This is a genomic window from Micromonospora sp. NPDC049529 (assembly GCF_055586685.1).
Genome location: NZ_JBVJHT010000002.1, coordinates 161,590 through 178,772 on the forward strand (window position 1 = coordinate 161,590; position 17,183 = coordinate 178,772).

The 17,183-nt window shown below is 70.1% G+C and carries 12 protein-coding genes and 1 pseudogene; 9 read left to right on the forward strand and 4 right to left on the reverse strand.

What is annotated here, in order from left to right:
- Positions 1-153: 153 nt before the first annotated feature.
- From ACZ6QQ_RS03490 to polA, 6 genes are all read left to right on the forward strand, one after another.
- Positions 154-1,320, forward strand: a complete 1,167-nt coding sequence (locus ACZ6QQ_RS03490; RefSeq protein WP_465874001.1) for a branched-chain amino acid ABC transporter substrate-binding protein — start codon at positions 154-156, stop codon at positions 1,318-1,320.
- 116 nt (positions 1,321-1,436) lie between these two features.
- A complete protein-coding gene (locus tag ACZ6QQ_RS03495) occupies positions 1,437-2,387 on the forward strand; it encodes a branched-chain amino acid ABC transporter permease (protein ID WP_465874003.1) in 951 nt (316 codons plus the stop codon).
- Entirely contained in the window at positions 2,384-3,574 is a 1,191-nt protein-coding gene (locus ACZ6QQ_RS03500) for a branched-chain amino acid ABC transporter permease (protein WP_465874004.1), read from the forward strand. The genes ACZ6QQ_RS03495 and ACZ6QQ_RS03500 overlap by 4 nt, the downstream gene beginning before the upstream one ends.
- Positions 3,567-4,526, forward strand: coding sequence for an ABC transporter ATP-binding protein (locus ACZ6QQ_RS03505; protein ID WP_465874006.1), 960 nt, complete (start codon positions 3,567-3,569; stop codon positions 4,524-4,526). The genes ACZ6QQ_RS03500 and ACZ6QQ_RS03505 overlap by 8 nt, the downstream gene beginning before the upstream one ends.
- Complete coding sequence (locus ACZ6QQ_RS03510) at positions 4,516-5,226, forward strand: ABC transporter ATP-binding protein (protein WP_465874007.1); 711 nt, start codon at positions 4,516-4,518, stop codon at positions 5,224-5,226. Before ACZ6QQ_RS03505 ends, ACZ6QQ_RS03510 begins: the two co-directional genes overlap by 11 nt.
- 99 nt (positions 5,227-5,325) lie before the next feature.
- Positions 5,326-8,040 carry a DNA polymerase I gene (polA, locus tag ACZ6QQ_RS03515; protein WP_465874008.1) on the forward strand — a complete coding sequence of 905 codons (2,715 nt, stop codon included), beginning with the start codon at positions 5,326-5,328 and terminating at the stop codon, positions 8,038-8,040.
- Positions 8,041-8,080: 40 nt separating this feature from the next.
- On the opposite strand, the pseudogene ACZ6QQ_RS03520 reads toward polA, so the two are convergent.
- From ACZ6QQ_RS03520 to ACZ6QQ_RS03530, 3 genes and pseudogenes are all read right to left on the reverse strand, one after another.
- A pseudogene (locus tag ACZ6QQ_RS03520) lies at positions 8,081-8,416 on the reverse strand (DUF3140 domain-containing protein); the annotation flags it as partial.
- Positions 8,403-8,621, reverse strand: a complete 219-nt coding sequence (locus tag ACZ6QQ_RS03525) for a hypervirulence associated TUDOR domain-containing protein (RefSeq protein WP_465874010.1) — start codon at positions 8,619-8,621, stop codon at positions 8,403-8,405. The pseudogene ACZ6QQ_RS03520 and the gene ACZ6QQ_RS03525, both read right to left, overlap by 14 nt.
- A gap of 55 nt (positions 8,622-8,676) precedes the next feature.
- A complete protein-coding gene (locus ACZ6QQ_RS03530) occupies positions 8,677-9,495 on the reverse strand; it encodes a class I SAM-dependent methyltransferase (RefSeq protein WP_465874011.1) in 819 nt (272 codons plus the stop codon).
- A 333-nt stretch (positions 9,496-9,828) separates the two neighbouring features.
- On the opposite strand from ACZ6QQ_RS03530, the gene rpsA reads away from it, so the two are divergent.
- On the forward strand, positions 9,829-11,325 hold the full coding sequence (gene rpsA / locus ACZ6QQ_RS03535) for a 30S ribosomal protein S1 (RefSeq protein ID WP_329102247.1): 1,497 nt from the start codon (positions 9,829-9,831) through the stop codon (positions 11,323-11,325).
- Between the two features lie 257 nt (positions 11,326-11,582).
- Complete coding sequence (gene coaE, locus ACZ6QQ_RS03540) at positions 11,583-12,764, forward strand: dephospho-CoA kinase (protein WP_465874013.1); 1,182 nt, start codon at positions 11,583-11,585, stop codon at positions 12,762-12,764.
- A gap of 81 nt (positions 12,765-12,845) precedes the next feature.
- Here coaE and ACZ6QQ_RS03545 read toward each other — a convergent pair whose 3' ends face one another.
- Complete coding sequence (locus ACZ6QQ_RS03545) at positions 12,846-14,717, reverse strand: hypothetical protein (RefSeq protein WP_465874015.1); 1,872 nt, start codon at positions 14,715-14,717, stop codon at positions 12,846-12,848.
- A 348-nt stretch (positions 14,718-15,065) separates the two neighbouring features.
- On the opposite strand from ACZ6QQ_RS03545, the gene uvrB reads away from it, so the two are divergent.
- Positions 15,066-17,174 (forward strand): excinuclease ABC subunit UvrB, encoded by a 2,109-nt coding sequence (gene uvrB / locus ACZ6QQ_RS03550; protein WP_465874017.1) that lies wholly within the window; start codon positions 15,066-15,068, stop codon positions 17,172-17,174.
- Positions 17,175-17,183: the final 9 nt, after the last annotated feature.

Sequence of the window (17,183 nt, forward strand, 5' to 3'; positions counted from 1 at the left end):
AACGGTTGAGTCAACGCGAGCGATCAGACCTACCGGCGAGTCGGGCCAGTGGGATAACGTCCCCGGCCAGACCGGGTGAACGGTCTCGTTCGGCGCTGTCGTGGCTCACCCGCCCGTGGCACCGGACTCGTGGATGGAGGAGGGGTTTCAGCCTTGAGGCAAAACTTCGTACGCGTCCTCGGCGGTGTCGCCATGGCGGCGGTGCTCGTCGGCGGCGCTACCGCGTGCAAGCAGGACGAGGGTTCGAGCAACGGCTCCGGTAGCCAGGCGTGCGACCTCAAGATCGGCTTCTTCGGCGCGCTGTCCGGTGCGGACGCCGGACTCGTGACGCCGATGAAGCAGGGCGCCGACCTGGCCGTCGAGCAGTACAACAAGGAAAACGCGGACTGCCAGGTGACGGTGGCCCCGTTCGACTCGCAGGGTAAGGCCGACCTGGCCGGCGGTCTGGCCACCAGCGCCGCCGCCGACGAGAAGATCGTCGGGCTGATCGGCCCGGCGTTCTCCGGTGAGAGCGAGGTCGGTCTGCCGATCTTCGAGCAGGCCGGGCTGGCGACCATCACGCCGTCCGCGACCCGTCCGAGCCTGAGCGACAAGGGCTGGAAGGTCTTCCACCGCGGCGTCGGTAACGACTTCTCCCAGGGTCCGGCGATCGCCAACTACATCAAGAGCGTTCTGAAGGCGGAGAAGGTCTTCGTCATCGACGACCAGTCGGCGTACGGTGCCGGCCTCGCCGACGAGGCGAAGAAGGTGCTCGGCCCGCTCGTGGTCAAGACCGACAAGGTCGTCGACAACGCGCAGGAGTTCGGTGCCCAGGTCTCCAGCGTGAAGACCAGCGGCGCCACCGTGCTGATGTACGCGGGTTACACCGAGGAGGCGGCGCCGTTCCTCAAGCAGCTGCGGGCCAACGGCTGGACCGGCACCTTCATCGGCGGTGACGGCATCAACGACGCGAACATGCTGTCGGTGACCGGCCAGAAGGACGTCGAGGGCACCATCTCCACCTGCCCGTGTGGCCCGGCCACCGCGGCCAAGGGCACCTTCGTCACCGACTTCAAGGCGAAGTACTCGGTGGACCCGGGTGTGTACGCCGACGTGTCGTACGACCTCGCCAAGATCTACCTTGAGGCGATCAAGGCCGGCAAGACCACTCGCGCCGACATCCAGACCTTCCTCAGCACCTACAACAAGGCGGGTTCGGCGTCCGGTGTGACGTACAAGTGGGAAGCGAACGGCGAGCTTGACCCGGCTCAGGTCAAGGTGTGGGCGTTCAAGGCCACCGCCGGCGCCTGGGCGCCGGATGTGGAGATCCCGAAGGGCTGACCCGATCAGGGCGCCAGGCGCGAACCGGATCGGTGCGTAACGAACCACAAATGGTGCTGGTGTGGCCGGCGAACGTTGCCGGCCACACCCGTATCACGCAACCCCTCGGAGCTTTGGTGGACTTTGCAGAACTTATCCGGGGTTTCCCGGAACTGACCACGACCGGGCTGGTCCAGGGCGCGATCTACGCGCTCATCGCGCTCGGCTACACCCTCGTGTACGGCGTCCTTCGCCTCATCAACTTCGCGCACTCCGAGGTCTTCATGATCGGCACCTTCGCCGCCGTGTGGACCTGGGGTTTCTTCGGGCTCACCAGTGACACTGATGCCCCCTCGGTTCCGATGGCGCTGCTGCTGATCGTGGCGGCGATTGTCGTGGCCGCGGCCTTCTCGGGCGGAACCGCCCTCCTGATCGAGGTGACGGCCTACCGGCCGTTGCGTCGGCGCAACGCGCCGCCGCTGGCCTTCCTGATCACCGCCATCGGCGCGTCGTACTTCCTGATGGAACTGTTGGGGGCGTTCACCCAGCGTCGTCAGATCGGTGCGCCGCGCCTGCTGCCGACCGATCCGATCATCAGTATCGGCGGCTTCCGGATCACTCCGGTCCAGCTGCTGACCCTGAGCGTGGCGATCATCATGATGGTCGGCCTGGACTTCTTCGTGAACAAGACCCGGTTCGGGCGGGGTATCCGGGCGGTGGCACAGGATGCGAACACCGCAGCTCTGATGGGTGTCAACAAGAGCCGGGTGATCGGCCTGGTCTTCGTGCTCGGTGGACTGATGGCCGGTGTGGCCGCGGTCTTCAGCGACATGAAGAGCGGCAACACCCGGTACAACATCGGCTTCCTGCTCGGGCTCAAGGCGTTCTCCGCCGCGGTGCTCGGCGGCATCGGCAACCTGCGGGGCGCCGCGATCGGCGGCATCCTGCTCGGGCTGGTGGAGAACTACGGCTCGGCGGTCTTCGGCTCGCAGTGGCGTGACCTGATCGCCTTCGTCGTACTGATCACGCTGCTGATGTTCCGGCCGACCGGCCTGCTCGGCGAGTCGTTGGGAAGGGCGCGGGCATGACCGACTTTCGAACCCGGTGGCACGAGGCCACCAGCCGGGTCGGCCACGTGTTCGACACGCTGCCCAAGCCCGTACGGATCATCGGGCTGCTGCTGTTCGTGGCCTTCCTCTACGTGCTGCCGAACAAGTCGTTCTACGAGTACCTGAACATCCCCGGCGTGTGGATCCCGCTCTACACCACCAGCAACGACATGGCCGCGGTGCTGTTCTACTGCGCCTGGATCGTGCTGCTGTCGCTCGGCCTGAACGTGGTGGTCGGCTACGCCGGTCTGCTCGACCTCGGCTTCTTCGGCTTCTTCGCCGTCGGTGCGTACACGGTGGCGCTGCTCACCTCGCCGGAGAGCAAGCTGATCACCGAGTACAACTGGCTGGAGAGCCCGTGGCCGTGGTTGGTCACGGTGCCGATCGCGGTCGCGCTGGCGCTGCTCTCCGGGGTGTTGCTCGGGGCGCCGACCCTGCGGCTACGCGGTGACTACCTGGCGATCGTGACCCTCGGCTTCGCCGAGATGATCCGGATCATCGCGAAGAACCAGGACTGGATCCTCAACGGTGACCGGGGTATCCCGCAGGTGGCGCACCCGCCGGGCAAGTGGTCCGACGGTACGCCGATCTTCGGGTTGGCGTTCAAGCCGTACTACTGGCTGCTGCTCACGGTGATCATTATTTCGATCTTCCTGATCCGGAACCTCTCCCGTAGCCGGGTGGGCCGGGCGTGGGTGGCGATCCGAGAGGACGAGGACGCGGCCGAGATCATGGGCGTGCCGACGTTCCGGTTCAAGCTCTGGGCGTTCGCGATCGGCGCGGCGGTCGGTGGACTCTCCGGGTCGCTGTGGGCGGGGCAGGCGAACTTCGTCAACTCCTCCACCTTCTCGCTGGAGAACTCGATCCTGGTGCTGGCCGCGGTGCTGCTCGGCGGTGCCGGCAGTATTCCCGGCGCGATCCTGGGTGGCTTCCTGGTGATCTACATCCCGGAGTGGCTACGGTCGGTCGGTGACGTGTTCGGTCTGCCGGAGACGGTCAACATCGCGGGTCGGGCGTACGACGTCAGCCCCACCTCGCTGCGCTACGTGTTCTTCGGGGCGTTGCTGATCATTGTTATGGTCTTCCGGCCGCAGGGCCTGTGGCCGAACCGGCGGCGTGCCGCCGAGCTCAAGGACCGGCAGAAGGAGGTGGCGGTCGTTGAGTGAGCCGCAGATGGGCAGTGAGCGGGACGTGACCAGCGAGCGCGATCTCGCCCCGGACGCCCGGGTCGAGGTGGGTTCCCCGCCGGAGTCCGGCGCCGGAGCCGACGCCGCGGCCGAGCCGGCGGCGCAGATTCCCGCCCCGCGGGCCGAGTCGTCGGGTCCGCAGGTGCCGCCGGTCGGCCGCGAGCCACTGCTGGAAGTGGACAACGTGACCCTCCGCTTCGGCGGTGTGGTGGCGCTGAACAAGGTGAACTTCACCCTCTACAAGGGGGAGATCCTCGGTCTGATCGGACCGAACGGCGCCGGGAAGACCACCTGCTTCAACGCCATGACCGGTGTCTACACCCCGACCGAGGGCGAGATCCGGTTCCAGGGCCGCAAGCTGAGCGGTCAGAAGCGTTTCAAGATCACCAAGCTGGGCGTGGCCCGTACGTTCCAGAACATCCGTCTCTTCCCGGAGATGACGGTGCTGGAGAACGTACAGGTGGGTGCCGACGCGCACCACAAGACCAGCGTGCCCAGCGCGCTGCTGCGACTGCCCCGGCACTGGCGTGAGGAGAAGCAGGGCCGGGAGAAGGCGCGTGAGCTGCTCGACTTCGTCGGGGTCAACAGCCACACCGAGAACCTGGCCCGCAACCTCTCGTACGGCGACCAGCGGCGGTTGGAGATCGCCCGCGCGCTGGCCACCGACCCGACCCTGCTCTGCCTGGACGAGCCGGCCGCCGGCTTCAACCCGGCGGAGAAGGAGGCGTTGCTCCAGCTGATCCGCAAGATCCGGGACCGGGGTGTCACGGTTCTGCTCATCGAGCACGACATGCGGCTCGTCATGGGCGTCACCGACCGGATCGTCGTGCTGGAGTTCGGCCAGAAGATCGCCGAGGGTACGCCGGCCGAGGTCCGCGACGACCCGAAGGTGATCGCGGCTTACCTGGGGGTGTCGGAAGATGCTGCTTGAGATCGAAAACCTGACCCTGCTGTACGGCCGGATCCAGGCGCTGCACGGGATCAGCCTGACCGTCGCCGAGGGCGAGATCGTGGCCCTGATCGGGGCCAACGGTGCCGGCAAGACGACCACCATGCGGGCCATCTCCGGCCTGCACTCGGTCGCCGGCGGGTCGATCCGGTTCGACGGCACCGACGTCACCAAGCTCCGGGCCGACCTGCGGGTGATCCGCGGCATCGGACAGTCGCCCGAGGGCCGGGGCGTCTTCCCCGGTATGACGGTGCACGAGAACCTGGAGATGGGTGCCTACACCCGGCGGGACAAGGCGGCCATCGCCGAGGACCTGGAGATGGTGTACGGCCTCTTCCCCCGGCTGCTCGAACGCCGCAAGCAGCCCGGCGGCACCCTCTCGGGTGGCGAACAGCAGATGCTGGCGGTCGGTCGGGCGATGATGACCCGGCCCCGGCTGCTGCTGCTGGACGAGCCGTCGATGGGGCTGGCGCCGAAGCTGATCCAGCAGATCTTCGAGATCATCACGCGGATCAACCAGCAGGGCACCACGATCCTGCTGGTGGAGCAGAACGCGCAGCAGGCGTTGTCCCGGGCACACCGGGGCTACGTGCTGGAGACCGGCCGGATCGTCAAGGAGGGTTCCGGGCAGGACCTCCTGCACGACCCGGCGGTCAAGGAGGCGTACCTGGGCGTGGCGTGACCCGCCCGCACGTCAGCGGCCCGACGCGGAAGCGTCGGGCCGTTGTCGTGTCCCCCGTCCCGTTCATCCGGTTCCGCAGCCGCGTGGGCTGTGGCCGGGATGTCGGTGGGCCCGACTAGAGTCGGTCAGGTGACCGACGCACCCCGCCTCCTGTTGTTGGACGGCCACTCGCTGGCCTACCGGGCCTTCTTCGCGCTGCCGGTGGAAAACTTCTCCACCACCACCGGACAGCCGACGAACGCGGTGTACGGCTTCACCTCGATGCTGATCAACGTGCTCCGCGACGAGCGGCCGACCCACCTGATCGTCGCGTTCGACATCTCCCGCCGGTCGTTCCGCACCGAGCGCTACGCCGAGTACAAGGCTGGCCGGGCCGAGACGCCGACCGACTTCCACGGCCAGGTGAGCCTGGTCAAGGAGGTGCTCGCCGCGCTGCAGGTGCCGGTGGTGGAGAAGGAGCACTACGAGGCCGACGACGTCATCGCCACCCTCGCCCGGCAGGGGCGGGAGAGCGGGATGGACGTGCTGATCTGCACCGGTGACCGGGACGCCTTCCAGTTGGTCGGCGACCAGGTCACCGTGCTCTACCCCCGCAAGGGCGTCTCCGACCTGGCCCGGATGGATCCGGCGGCGGTCACCGACCGCTACGGCGTCGGCCCGGAGCAGTACCGCGACCTGGCCGCCCTGGTCGGGGAGAGCAGCGACAACCTGCCGGGCATCCCGGGGGTGGGGCCGAAGACCGCGGCCAAGTGGATCAACCAGTTCGGCGGCGTGGAGGGCGTCATCGCCCGCGCCGACGAGATCAAGGGCAAGGCCGGCGAGAGCCTGCGTGAACGGCTCGCCGACGTGATCCGCAACTACGAGCTCAACCGGCTCGTCGACGACCTGGAGCTGCCGCTGGGCACGGCCGACGCCCGCTGGGCCGGCTGGGACCGCGAGGCGGTGCACCAGGTTTTCGACACGCTCCAGTTCCGGGTCCTGCGCGACCGGCTCTACCAGTACCTGGAGGCGGTGCAGCCGGAGGCCGAGGCCGGCTTCGAACTGGCCACCGAGGTGCTGGGCACCGGCGCGGTGGCGGCCTGGCTGGCCGAGCACGCGCCGGTGGGCGTACCGACCGGGATGGCCGTGGCCGGCACCTTCGGTCGCGGCACCGGCTCGTTGACCGGGGTCGCGGTGGCCACCGCGAACGGCGCCGGCGGTTGGTTCGACCCGGCCGCGCTCGATCCGGCCGACGAGGCGGCGGTGGGCGAGTGGCTGGCCGACGAGGCGCGGCCGAAGGTCCTGCACGACAGCAAACCGGCGTCGCTGGCATTCGCCGCGCACGGCTGGCAACTGCGCGGGGTCACCCGCGACACCGCGCTGGCGGCCTACCTGGCCCGGCCGGACCAGCGCTCGTACGACCTGGGTGACCTGGCCCTGCGCTACCTGCACCGGGAGCTGCGGGTCGACCAGCCGGAGTCCGGGCAGCTCACCTTCGAGGGGCTCGGCAACGACGGCGAGGTCGAGCAGAACCTGATGCTGCGGGCCGCGGCCACCCTCGACCTCGCCGACGCGATCGACACCGAGCTGGCCCGCGACGGCGAACTCTCGGCCCGGCTGCTGGCCGACGTGGAGCTGCCGCTGGTGCGGGTGCTCGGCGAGATGGAGCGGGTCGGCATCGCCGCCGACACCGACTACCTCTCCGAGTTGGAGGCGCACTTCGCGGGCGAGGTGAAGGCGGCGGCGCAGGCGGCGTACGAGGTGGTCGGGCGGGAGTTCAACCTCGGTTCGCCCAAGCAGCTCCAGGAGATCCTCTTCACCGAGCTGGGGCTGCCCAAGACGAAGAAGATCAAGACCGGCTACACCACCGACGCGGACGCGTTGCAGTGGCTCTACGCGCAGAACCCGCACCCGGTGCTGGGCCACCTGCTCCGCCACCGGGACGTGGCCCGGCTCAAGTCGACCGTCGACGGGCTGCTCAAGTCGATCTCCGACGACGGCCGGATCCACACCACCTACAACCAGACGGTGGCGGCCACCGGGCGGCTCTCGTCGACCGACCCGAACCTGCAGAACATCCCGATCCGGACCGAGGAGGGGCGGCGGATCCGGCGTGCCTTCGTCGTCGGCGCCGGCTACGAGACCCTGCTCACCGCCGACTACAGCCAGATCGAGATGCGGATCATGGCGCATCTCTCCGTCGACCAGGCGCTTATCGAGGCGTTCAACTCGGGCGAGGACTTCCACGCCGCCACCGCGTCGTTCGTCTTCCACGTGCCGGTCGCGGAGGTCACCGCCGACCAGCGCCGCAAGATCAAGGCGATGAACTACGGCCTGGCGTACGGCCTGAGCGCCTTCGGTCTGGCCCAGCAGCTCAACATCGCCCCGGACGAGGCGCGCGGCCTGATGGAGGAGTACTTCAGCCGGTTCGGGGGGGTCCGCGACTACCTCCAGGAGGTGGTGAAGCGGGCCGTGCGCGACGGCTACACCGAGACCATGCTGGGCCGGCGGCGTTACCTGCCGGACCTGGTCAGCGACAACCGGCAGCGGCGCGAGATGGCCGAGCGGATGGCGCTCAACGCCCCGATCCAGGGCTCGGCCGCCGACATGATCAAGGTGGCCATGCTGCACGTGGAGGCGGCGCTGCGCGACTCCGGCCTGCGCTCCCGGATGCTGCTGCAGGTGCACGACGAACTGGTCTTCGAGGTGTTCCCCGGTGAGCGGGAGCAGCTGGAGGAGCTGGTCCGGCGCGAGATGGGCAACGCGCACCCGCTCTCGGTGCCGCTGGAGGTCTCGGTCGGCGCGGGCCAGGACTGGAACAGCGCCGACCACTGAGCCGGCGCAGGCGTCACCTCAGCGGGTCGTGGCCCAGTTACCTCAGCGGATCGTGGCCCCAGTTCATCAGCGAGAAGCGCCACCGGGTGCGGCTGACGTCGCCCCGGGGGCGCTGCGCCATGTGCCGGTGCACGTACCCGACCACCTTGCGCATGTGCGCGTAGTCCCGGTCGGTCAGCTCCGCCCGCTTGCGGCGCAGCAGCGCGATGATCCGCCGTCCCGACTCGTGGCCGACCGACTCACCGCCGCCGCGGGAGTGCTGCCCGACCGCCTTGGAGTCGTCGGTCGCAAGCCACGTCTCCAGCTCACCGGGCTTCATGTTGACCGCGTCGGTGAAGTCCCGGTAGACGTCGGCCCGGTCGTCACCGTGGGGCACGACGCAACGCCCCCGGCTCGTGTACCGCCTCCGCGCCGGAGTCGGTCCGGACCCGGTACTGCGGCTCCTGCTCGCTGGCGTCGACCGTACGTCTGGCGGCTGTCGTCCGTTTTGTGATCTCCTCCTGGACGGTGCCGTACGCGGTACCGCCGTGGCTGCGCCAGCTCACCCGATCGCCCTTGTGCAGCTTCTCGTCCTTGTCCATGACCCGGTCTACCCGGCCCGCCGGGCCGAAAACCGGCAGCGGTGGCGGCGGGGAGTCAGGCCGTGACGGGCGGTTTGTCGCTGACGAAGATCGCCGTGCCGGGGAAGAGGCGGCCCCGCAGCGGGCTCCACTGCCCCCACAGTTGCTCGTGCCCCTGCGGCCACTCCGGTTCCACCACGTCACGCAACCGGAACCCGGCGCCGACCAACTCCCGGACCCGGTCGCCGAGGGTGCGGTGCTGCTCGACGTAGCTGGGCACCCCGTCGGCGTCCTGCTCGACGTACGGGCGCCGGTCGAAGTAGGAGTGCACCGCCTTGAGACCGCCCTCGCCGGGGTCGTCGAGGAAGATCCAGCGCATCGGGTGGGTGACCGAGAAGACCCACTGGCCGCCGGGGCGCAGCACCCGGAACACCTCCCGCATCACCGCCGCCGAGTCGGCGACGAAGGGCACCGCGCCGAACGCCGTGCAGACGATGTCGAAGGTGTCGTCGGCGAACGGCAGGGCGAGGGCGTCGGCCTGGACCAGCGGCACCCGTACGCCGGATGTGTCGGCCGCCCGGGCCGCGTGCCGCAGCATGCCGGCGGACAGGTCCAGGGCGACCGGCCGGGCTTTCTCGGTGGCCAGCCAGCGCGACGCGGACGCGGCACCGCAGCCGAGTTCGAGCACCCGGCGGCCGGGCAGTTCGCCGAGGAGCCGGGCGTCGGCCTCGCGCAGCCGCTCCGGGCACCAGACGAAGTCGACGTCGCCCAGGAATTCGCCGTGCTCGGCCTGGTAGTCGTCGGCGTCCCGGTCCCACCACTGCCGGCTCGCCCGGCGGGTCTCGATGTCGCTGACCGTGCGCCGGGTCACACCCTCGGCCTCGTCGTCACTCATCCCGGCCACGCTAGAGGCCGGGTAGGCGCACGTCGCGGGCGGCCTCGACGACGCGCCGCGCAAGCTCGCGAACGGGCGAGTTCCCGCGTCGTGGACGGCGTGTCGCATCAGGTGGCAGGAGGGCTTGCATGCTGTGGTAATGCGCACGGTAAGCTGTTCGATGCGCTCGCGGATCGTGTGCCTCGGCAGGGAGCAGGTCCGCGGTCGACGGGCATATCCCACGGTCTCACGCATGATCGTTAGGTGTGTACGGCGACGGATCCGCTGGCGCAAACAGGTCACTGCGACACAAACGCCTGCTGTGACACCCATCCGACCGGAGCAACCGCCCACATGACGAGCAGCATCGAGGCCCCCTCGAGCGCCAACCGGGTCACCCACGACGATCTCGGCTCCGAGGAAGCTTTCCTCGCCGCGATCGACGAGACCATCAAGTACTTCAACGACGGCGACATTGTCGAAGGCACCGTCGTCAAGGTCGATCGGGACGAGGTCCTGCTCGACATCGGCTACAAGACCGAGGGCGTCATTCCCTCGCGCGAGTTGTCGATCAAGCACGATGTCGACCCCGCCGACGTGGTCTCCGTAGGTGACCACATCGAAGCCCTGGTTCTCCAGAAGGAGGACAAAGAGGGCCGGCTGATCCTCTCGAAGAAGCGGGCGCAGTACGAGCGCGCCTGGGGCACGATCGAGAAGATCAAGGACGAGGACGGCGTTGTTCGCGGTTCCGTCATCGAGGTGGTCAAGGGTGGCCTCATCCTCGACATCGGCCTGCGGGGCTTCCTGCCCGCGTCGCTGGTGGAGATGCGTCGGGTGCGGGACCTGCAGCCGTACGTGGGCCGGGAGCTCGAAGCCAAGATCATCGAGCTGGACAAGAACCGCAACAACGTGGTCCTGTCCCGCCGGGCCTGGCTTGAGCAGACCCAGTCCGAGGTGCGCACCGAGTTCCTCAACAAGTTGCAGAAGGGGCAGGTCCGCAAGGGCGTCGTCTCCTCGATCGTCAACTTCGGTGCGTTCGTCGACCTCGGCGGCGTCGACGGTCTGGTGCACGTCTCCGAGCTGTCCTGGAAGCACATCGACCACCCCTCCGAGGTGGTCGAGGTCGGCCAGGAGGTCGAGGTCGAGGTCCTGGACGTCGACCTGGACCGCGAGCGCGTCTCGCTGTCGCTGAAGGCGACCCAGGAGGACCCGTGGCGGCAGTTCGCCCGGACCCACGCGATCCAGCAGATCGTGCCGGGCAAGGTCACCAAGCTGGTCCCGTTCGGTGCGTTCGTCCGGGTGGACGACGGCATCGAGGGCCTGGTCCACATCTCCGAGCTGGCCGAGCGCCACGTGGAGATCCCGGAGCAGGTCGTCCAGGTCGGCTCGGACGTCATGGTCAAGGTCATCGACATCGACCTGGAGCGGCGGCGGATCTCGCTCTCGCTCAAGCAGGCCAACGAGGGCTTCGTCGAGGGCGAGGAGCACTTCGACCCGACCCTCTACGGCATGGCCGCGACGTACGACAACGAGGGCAACTACATCTACCCGGAGGGCTTCGACCCGGAGACCGGGGAGTGGCTCGAGGGCTTCGACAAGCAGCGGGAGACCTGGGAAACCCAGTACGCCGAGGCTCGGACCCGCTGGGAGGCCCACACCAAGCAGGTGCAGACCTCCCGTGCCGCCGACGCCGAGGCCGCTGCCAACCCGACTCCGGTCAGCACCGGTGGCGGCGGGGCGACCTCCTCGTCCACCCCGGCACCGGCCCGTCAGGCCGAGGAGCCGGCCGGCACCCTGGCCACCGACGAGGCGCTCGCCGCACTGCGGGAGAAGCTCGCCGGCGGCAAGTGAGCCGACTCGCGGGTGAACCCACCCGCGAGTAGAACACACGCGGCGGCCCCGCCTTCCCCTCCGGGAAGGCGGGGCCGCCGCCGCATCCCCCCACCCCACCCCCACCCCCACCCCACCCCCACCCGGTTGATCATGAAGTTAGCGCAGGGTTTGCGGACCTGGGCCTGCGCTAACTTCATGATCAACGAGGCGGGAGACGGGGGCGGGGTGGGTGGGGTGGGTTGCTGGGGGGTGGGGTGGCGGGGTTGACTGGGTCCGTGTTGATGGTGGGACTCACCGGTGGGATCGGATCGGGCAAGAGTGTGGTGGCCACCCGGTTGGCCCAGCTCGGCGCGGTGCTGCTCGACGCCGATCGGATCGCCCGCGAAGTGGTCGCGCCCGGCACCGAGGGGCTGGCCGAGATCGTGTCGACCTTCGGCGACCGGGTGCTCGCCGCCGACGGCAGCCTTGATCGGGCCGCTCTCGGTGCGCTCGTCTTCGACGACGAGCCGGCCCGGCGAAGGCTGGAACGGATCACCCACCCGCGGGTCCGGGCCCGTACCGCCGAACTCGCCGCCGGGGCACCGGCCGACGCGATCGTGGTCAACGACGTACCGCTGCTGGTCGAGGCGGGGCTCGCGCCGACGTACCAGTTGGTGATCGTGGTGAGCGCGGACCGGGCCACCCGGGTCGACCGGCTGGTCCGCGACCGGGGGATGACCGTCGAGCAGGCGGAGCAGCGGATCCGGGCCCAGACCGGGGATCAGCAGCGGCGGGCCGTGGCGGACGTCGTGCTCAGCAACGACGGCGAGCTGACCGACCTGCACGCGAGCGTGGAAACGCTCTGGCGGGACCGGTTGGTGCCGTACGAGCGGAACCTGCGCGACCGGATCGCGGTCCGGGGCGGGACGGTGAAGCTCACCGAGGCCGACCCGGACTGGCCGGTGCAGTACGCCCGGCTCGCCGCCCGGATCCGGCACGCGGTACGCCCCGCCGACCTCCGGATCGACCACGTCGGCTCCACCGCGGTCCCCGCACTGGCGGCCAAGAACGTGATCGACATCCAGCTCACCGTCGAGTCCCTGGCCCAGGCGGACGCGCTCGCCGGGCCACTCGCCGACGCCGGCTTCCCGCGCTGTTCCGGCGACTGGTGGGACCAACCCCGGTACGCGGGCGGCGGCGCGCGGTGGGAGAAGCGGCTGCACGGCAGCGCCGACCCGGCCCGGCCGGTCAACCTGCACCTGCGGGTGGGTGGCTCGCCAGGGTGGCGTTACGCCCTGCTGATGCGCGACCACCTGTGTGCGGACGAGCAGCAACGCGCCGGTTACCTGGCGCTCAAGCGGGGGCTGGCGGCCGGCGGCCCGGACACGGCCAGCTACGCCGCGGCGAAGGAACCCTGGTTCGACAGCGAGCACCTCGAAGCCGAGCGGTGGGCCACCGCCACCGACTGGCGCCCCTGACTGAGCTCGCCGGTACCGCCGGTACCGGCGATGGTGGCGCAGCGGTGCCTCCGGTCGGGTCCGCGCAGGGGCACGGGCGGGTCAGCGCAGCGGCACGGTCGGCAGCTCCGGCACCGGGCCGGGGGCGAGATCCAGCTGGGCGAACGCGCCCGTACGGGTACGCAGCTCCAGTCGGCGCAGCAGCCCCGAACCGTCCACCCAGTAGCGCATCCGGGCCTGGCCCCGGCCGACCCGCGCCTCGGCCTCCTTCGGGACCTCGAACACCGTCACCGGCCGCTCGTCGAGCCGGTCCGGCCGCAGCCAGGTCGCCGAGTCGCGCAGACGTTGCACCGGTCCCAGCCCGGCACCGCCGATCGCCAGTGCCTCGTTCACCAGCAGGTCCAGGTCTGCCGCGCCGAGGGTGTCGGTCCGCCGCTGCCAGCTCAGGTGCTCCCACTCCCGGTCCCGGGGCGGGGGAAGCGGAGGCGGTACGGCACCCGCCGCGGCCGACCGGACCCGGGCGTCGGGGCCCGAGGGCTCGGCCGCCGAGCCGGGTGACTGCTCGGACGGGACGTCGCGTACGGCCACGCCGGCCCGGTTGGCCCGCATCAGGGTTCGTTCGCCCGGCCGGTCCAACTCGTGTACTGCGAGGTAGGCGACGCTCTCGGACCAGTCGACCCAGCCCGCCGCCCGGAAGTTGACCGCAGGCAGCTCGGGTACCGGCTGGGTGGTGGGCACCGCGAGGGTGATCTCCGCGCCGCCGAGCGCCCGGTTCGCCGACCGTACCCGCGCGAGTAGGTCGACCTCGGCCCGGCTGGCCGCCCGTGGCCGTACCGGTGCGCCGCCGAGCGCGGCGACGGCGGTCAGTTCGGGCTGCTCGGCCCGGTCGAAGTCGACCTGGACCGGCACGTCACCGGCGAGCAGTGCCTCGAACCGGTGCAGCCGCCCGTCGCGGTCCAGCCAGTACCGCACGGCCCCGCCGGCCAGCCCGCCGATCGACGACGCGGGGCTCACCCCGTCGGCACCGGGCTCCGGGCTCGCGTCACCGGGCTCCGGGCTCAGGGTGTCGGGCCGCCGGTTCTGGCCGCCGGCGTCGGGGTTGGTGGCGTCGGGGTTGATGGTGCCGGGGCTGATGGTGCCGGGGCTGATGGTGGCGGGGCTGATGGTGGCGGGATCCGGGGTCGGGGTGAGCGCGGGCACCGCGGGGCCGAGCAGGACGTCGACGGTTGTCCCACCGGCCCGGTCCCGGCCCAGCCAGCGGGCGGTGTCCCTGCCCAGGAGCGGTCCGGTCGGGTCTGGCCGGTCGGCGGCGACGGCGAAGAGCAGGGTGAGGAAGGAGTCGACCGCGGCGGGCACCGGCCCGCTGGTGACCATCCGGCGGACCCGCCAGCCGTCGGTCGGTGGGGTCACGGGTGGTGTCGGTGCCGGGTCCGGCGGCACCAGCGCCGGGCGCGGGCCGGGTCCGTCGTCGGTCCGGTCCGGCCCGGCCGACGGTTCCGGCCGGCTGAGCACCAGTCCGGGTACGGCCTGGAGCAGTCCCCGCTGGGTGCCGGCACCCGGACCGGCGACGTTCAGGTAGGCGAGCCCTCGTGGCCAGTCGACCGTGCCGGCGAGTTCGATCTGGGCGCCCGGGGTGCCGAGGGTGGCGTGGACGCCGACCCGTCCGGCCCGGTAGTTGGTGATTCGCATCGCCGCCAGCCGCTCCGCCTCGGCGGCGGTGAGCGCTCGGGCCGGGTCGGTCGGGCCGGGTGCGGCACAGGAGACCAGACCGGCGGCGAGGCCGGCGCCGGAGCCGAGTGCGAGGCAGCCGAGTACGCCCAGCGTCACCAGCCGGGCGCCCGCGGTGCCGCCGCGTCCGGGTCTGCCGACCGGCGGACCGAGCGGGATGCTCCGGGTGGGGGGTCGGCGGTCGGCGGTCGGTGGCGGCCCGGTGGCGGATCGTCGGCGCCCGGCGGGGGGCAACGAGGTGCTCACGCGTGGTTGAACGGCGAATCCGGGGCAAAGTGACGTACGGCCGTCGGGACGTGCCGGGATGCGAGGGGCGCTCGCGGCGGCCGGTCTGCGCGTTGGCGCGACCGCGTCGGGTGCGCACGCCGACGAGGGCCGGGGCTGCAACCACTGCGCCGGGTGCGACCGGCCGTTGTGGAGGCCTGGTCGCGAACCCGGTCGGCCGCCGCGAGCGGCCTACTCCAGAACGGTATCGCGGTGATCTCGACCACACAATGCGTATATCGAAGCCGATCGTGTACCCAGGGTTGCCCACCGTGGCGGTGACAACCGTGTCCACCAGGGCTGTCACACCTGCGGCGTACCGTTGTCGGCATGGCGCTCGACATCCCACGACTCGACGGCCGGTTTGAGGTCATCAGCGAATTCCGACCCTCCGGCGACCAGCCGACGGCGATCAACGATCTTGAGCAACGGGTCCGGCGGGGCGATCGTCATTCGGTGCTGCTCGGCGCCACCGGCACCGGCAAGAGCGCGACCACCGCCTGGCTGGTCGAGCGGTTGCAGCGGCCCACCCTGGTGGTCGCGCCGAACAAGACGCTCTGCGCGCAGCTGGCCAAGGAGTTCAGCGAGCTGCTGCCGAACAACGCGGTCGAATACTTCGTCTCGTACTACGACTACTACCAGCCCGAGGCGTACATCCCGCAGACCGACACCTACATCGAGAAGGACTCCTCGATCAACGAGGAGGTGGAGCGGCTGCGACACTCGGCCACCATGTCCCTGCTCACCCGCCGTGACGTGATCGTGGTGGCGACGGTGTCGGCGATCTACGGGCTGGGCACCCCGGACGAATACCTCGACCGGGCCGTCCGGATCAAGGTCGGTCAGGAGGTGGAGCGGGACAAGCTGCTCCGCCGGCTGGTCGACATCCAGTACACCCGCAACGACATGGCCTTCAACCGGGGCACCTTCCGGGTCCGGGGCGACACGCTGGAGATCATCCCGGCGTACGAGGAACTGGCCCTGCGGGTCGAGTTCTTCGGCGACGAGGTGGAGAAGCTCTACTACCTGCACCCGCTCACCGGCGAGGTGGTTCGCGAGGTCGACCACCTGCTGATCTTCCCCGCCACGCACTACGCGGCCGGTCCGGAGCGGATGGAGCGGGCGATCGCCGGCATCGAGGCGGAGCTGACCGAGCGGCTGGCCGACCTGGAACGACAGGGCAAGCTGCTGGAGGCGCAGCGGCTGCGGATGCGGACCAGCTACGACATCGAGATGATGCGCCAGGTCGGCTTCTGCTCCGGCATCGAGAACTACTCCATGCACATCGACGGCCGCGAGCCCGGCAGCCCACCGCACTGCCTGCTCGACTACTTCCCGGACGACTTCCTCACCGTCGTCGACGAGTCGCACGTGACCATCCCGCAGATCGGCGGCATGTTCGAGGGCGACGCCTCCCGCAAGCGGATGCTGATCGACCACGGTTTCCGGCTGCCCAGCGCCGCCGACAACCGCCCGCTGCGGTTCGACGAGTTCCTGGAGCGGGTCGGGCAGATGGTCTTCCTCTCCGCCACCCCCGGCAACTGGGAGATGGAGCAGGCCCAGGGCGAGTTCGTCGAGCAGGTCATCCGCCCGACCGGGCTGGTCGACCCCGAGGTGATCGTGAAGCCCACCAAGGGGCAGATCGACGACCTGATGCACGAGATCAAGCTGCGTACCGACCGGGACGAGCGGGTGCTGGTCACCACGCTGACCAAGAAGATGGCCGAGGACCTCTCCGACTATCTGCTGGAGCACGGTATCCGGGTCCGCTACCTGCACTCCGAGGTCGACACGCTGCGCCGGGTCGAGCTGCTGCGCGAGCTGCGCAAGGGCGACTACGACGTGCTGGTCGGCATCAACCTGCTCCGGGAGGGGCTGGACCTGCCCGAGGTGTCCCTGGTCGCGATCCTCGACGCGGACAAGGAGGGCTTCCTGCGCAGCGGCCGGTCGCTCATCCAGACCATCGGCCGGGCCGCCCGGAACGTCTCCGGCCAGGTGCACATGTATGCCGACAAGATGACCCCGTCGATGGCGAGCGCGATCGACGAGACCAACCGGCGGCGGGCGAAGCAGGTCGCGCACAACGAAGCCAACGGGATCACCCCCGAACCGCTCCGGAAGAAGATCCACGACATCCTGGACGACATCTACCGCGAGGCCGAGGACACCGAGAACACCCGGGTCGGCGGCGCGGTGCGGCAGCTCTCCCGGGGCAAGGCGCCGGTGCCGGAGACCCGGAGCAAGGGCGGCGGCAAGGCCGCCGGTCCGGTCCGGGCCGGCATGGCCCGCGCCGAGATGGCCCAGCTCATCCAGGAGCTCAACGACCAGATGCTGGCCGCCGCCCGGGAGTTGCAGTTCGAGTTGGCCGCCCGGATCCGGGACGAGGTGCAGGAGATGAAGAAGGAACTGCGCGGGATGGACGCCACCGGGGTGCAGTAGCGCGCGGGC

What these genes read in the sequence shown, in the direction of transcription:
- ACZ6QQ_RS03500 (WP_465874004.1), top strand. Translation starts at nt 2,384, where the DNA reads ATGACCGACTTTCGAACCCGGTGGCACGAGGCCACCAGCCGGGTCGGC.
- ACZ6QQ_RS03510 (WP_465874007.1), top strand. Translation starts at nt 4,516, where the DNA reads ATGCTGCTTGAGATCGAAAACCTGACCCTGCTGTACGGCCGGATCCAG.
- polA (WP_465874008.1), top strand. Translation starts at nt 5,326, where the DNA reads ATGTCGGTGGGCCCGACTAGAGTCGGTCAGGTGACCGACGCACCCCGC.
- ACZ6QQ_RS03525 (WP_465874010.1), bottom strand. Translation starts at nt 8,621, where the DNA reads ATGGACAAGGACGAGAAGCTGCACAAGGGCGATCGGGTGAGCTGGCGC.
- ACZ6QQ_RS03530 (WP_465874011.1), bottom strand. Translation starts at nt 9,495, where the DNA reads ATGAGTGACGACGAGGCCGAGGGTGTGACCCGGCGCACGGTCAGCGAC.
- rpsA (WP_329102247.1), top strand. Translation starts at nt 9,829, where the DNA reads ATGACGAGCAGCATCGAGGCCCCCTCGAGCGCCAACCGGGTCACCCAC.
- uvrB (WP_465874017.1), top strand. Translation starts at nt 15,066, where the DNA reads ATGGCGCTCGACATCCCACGACTCGACGGCCGGTTTGAGGTCATCAGC.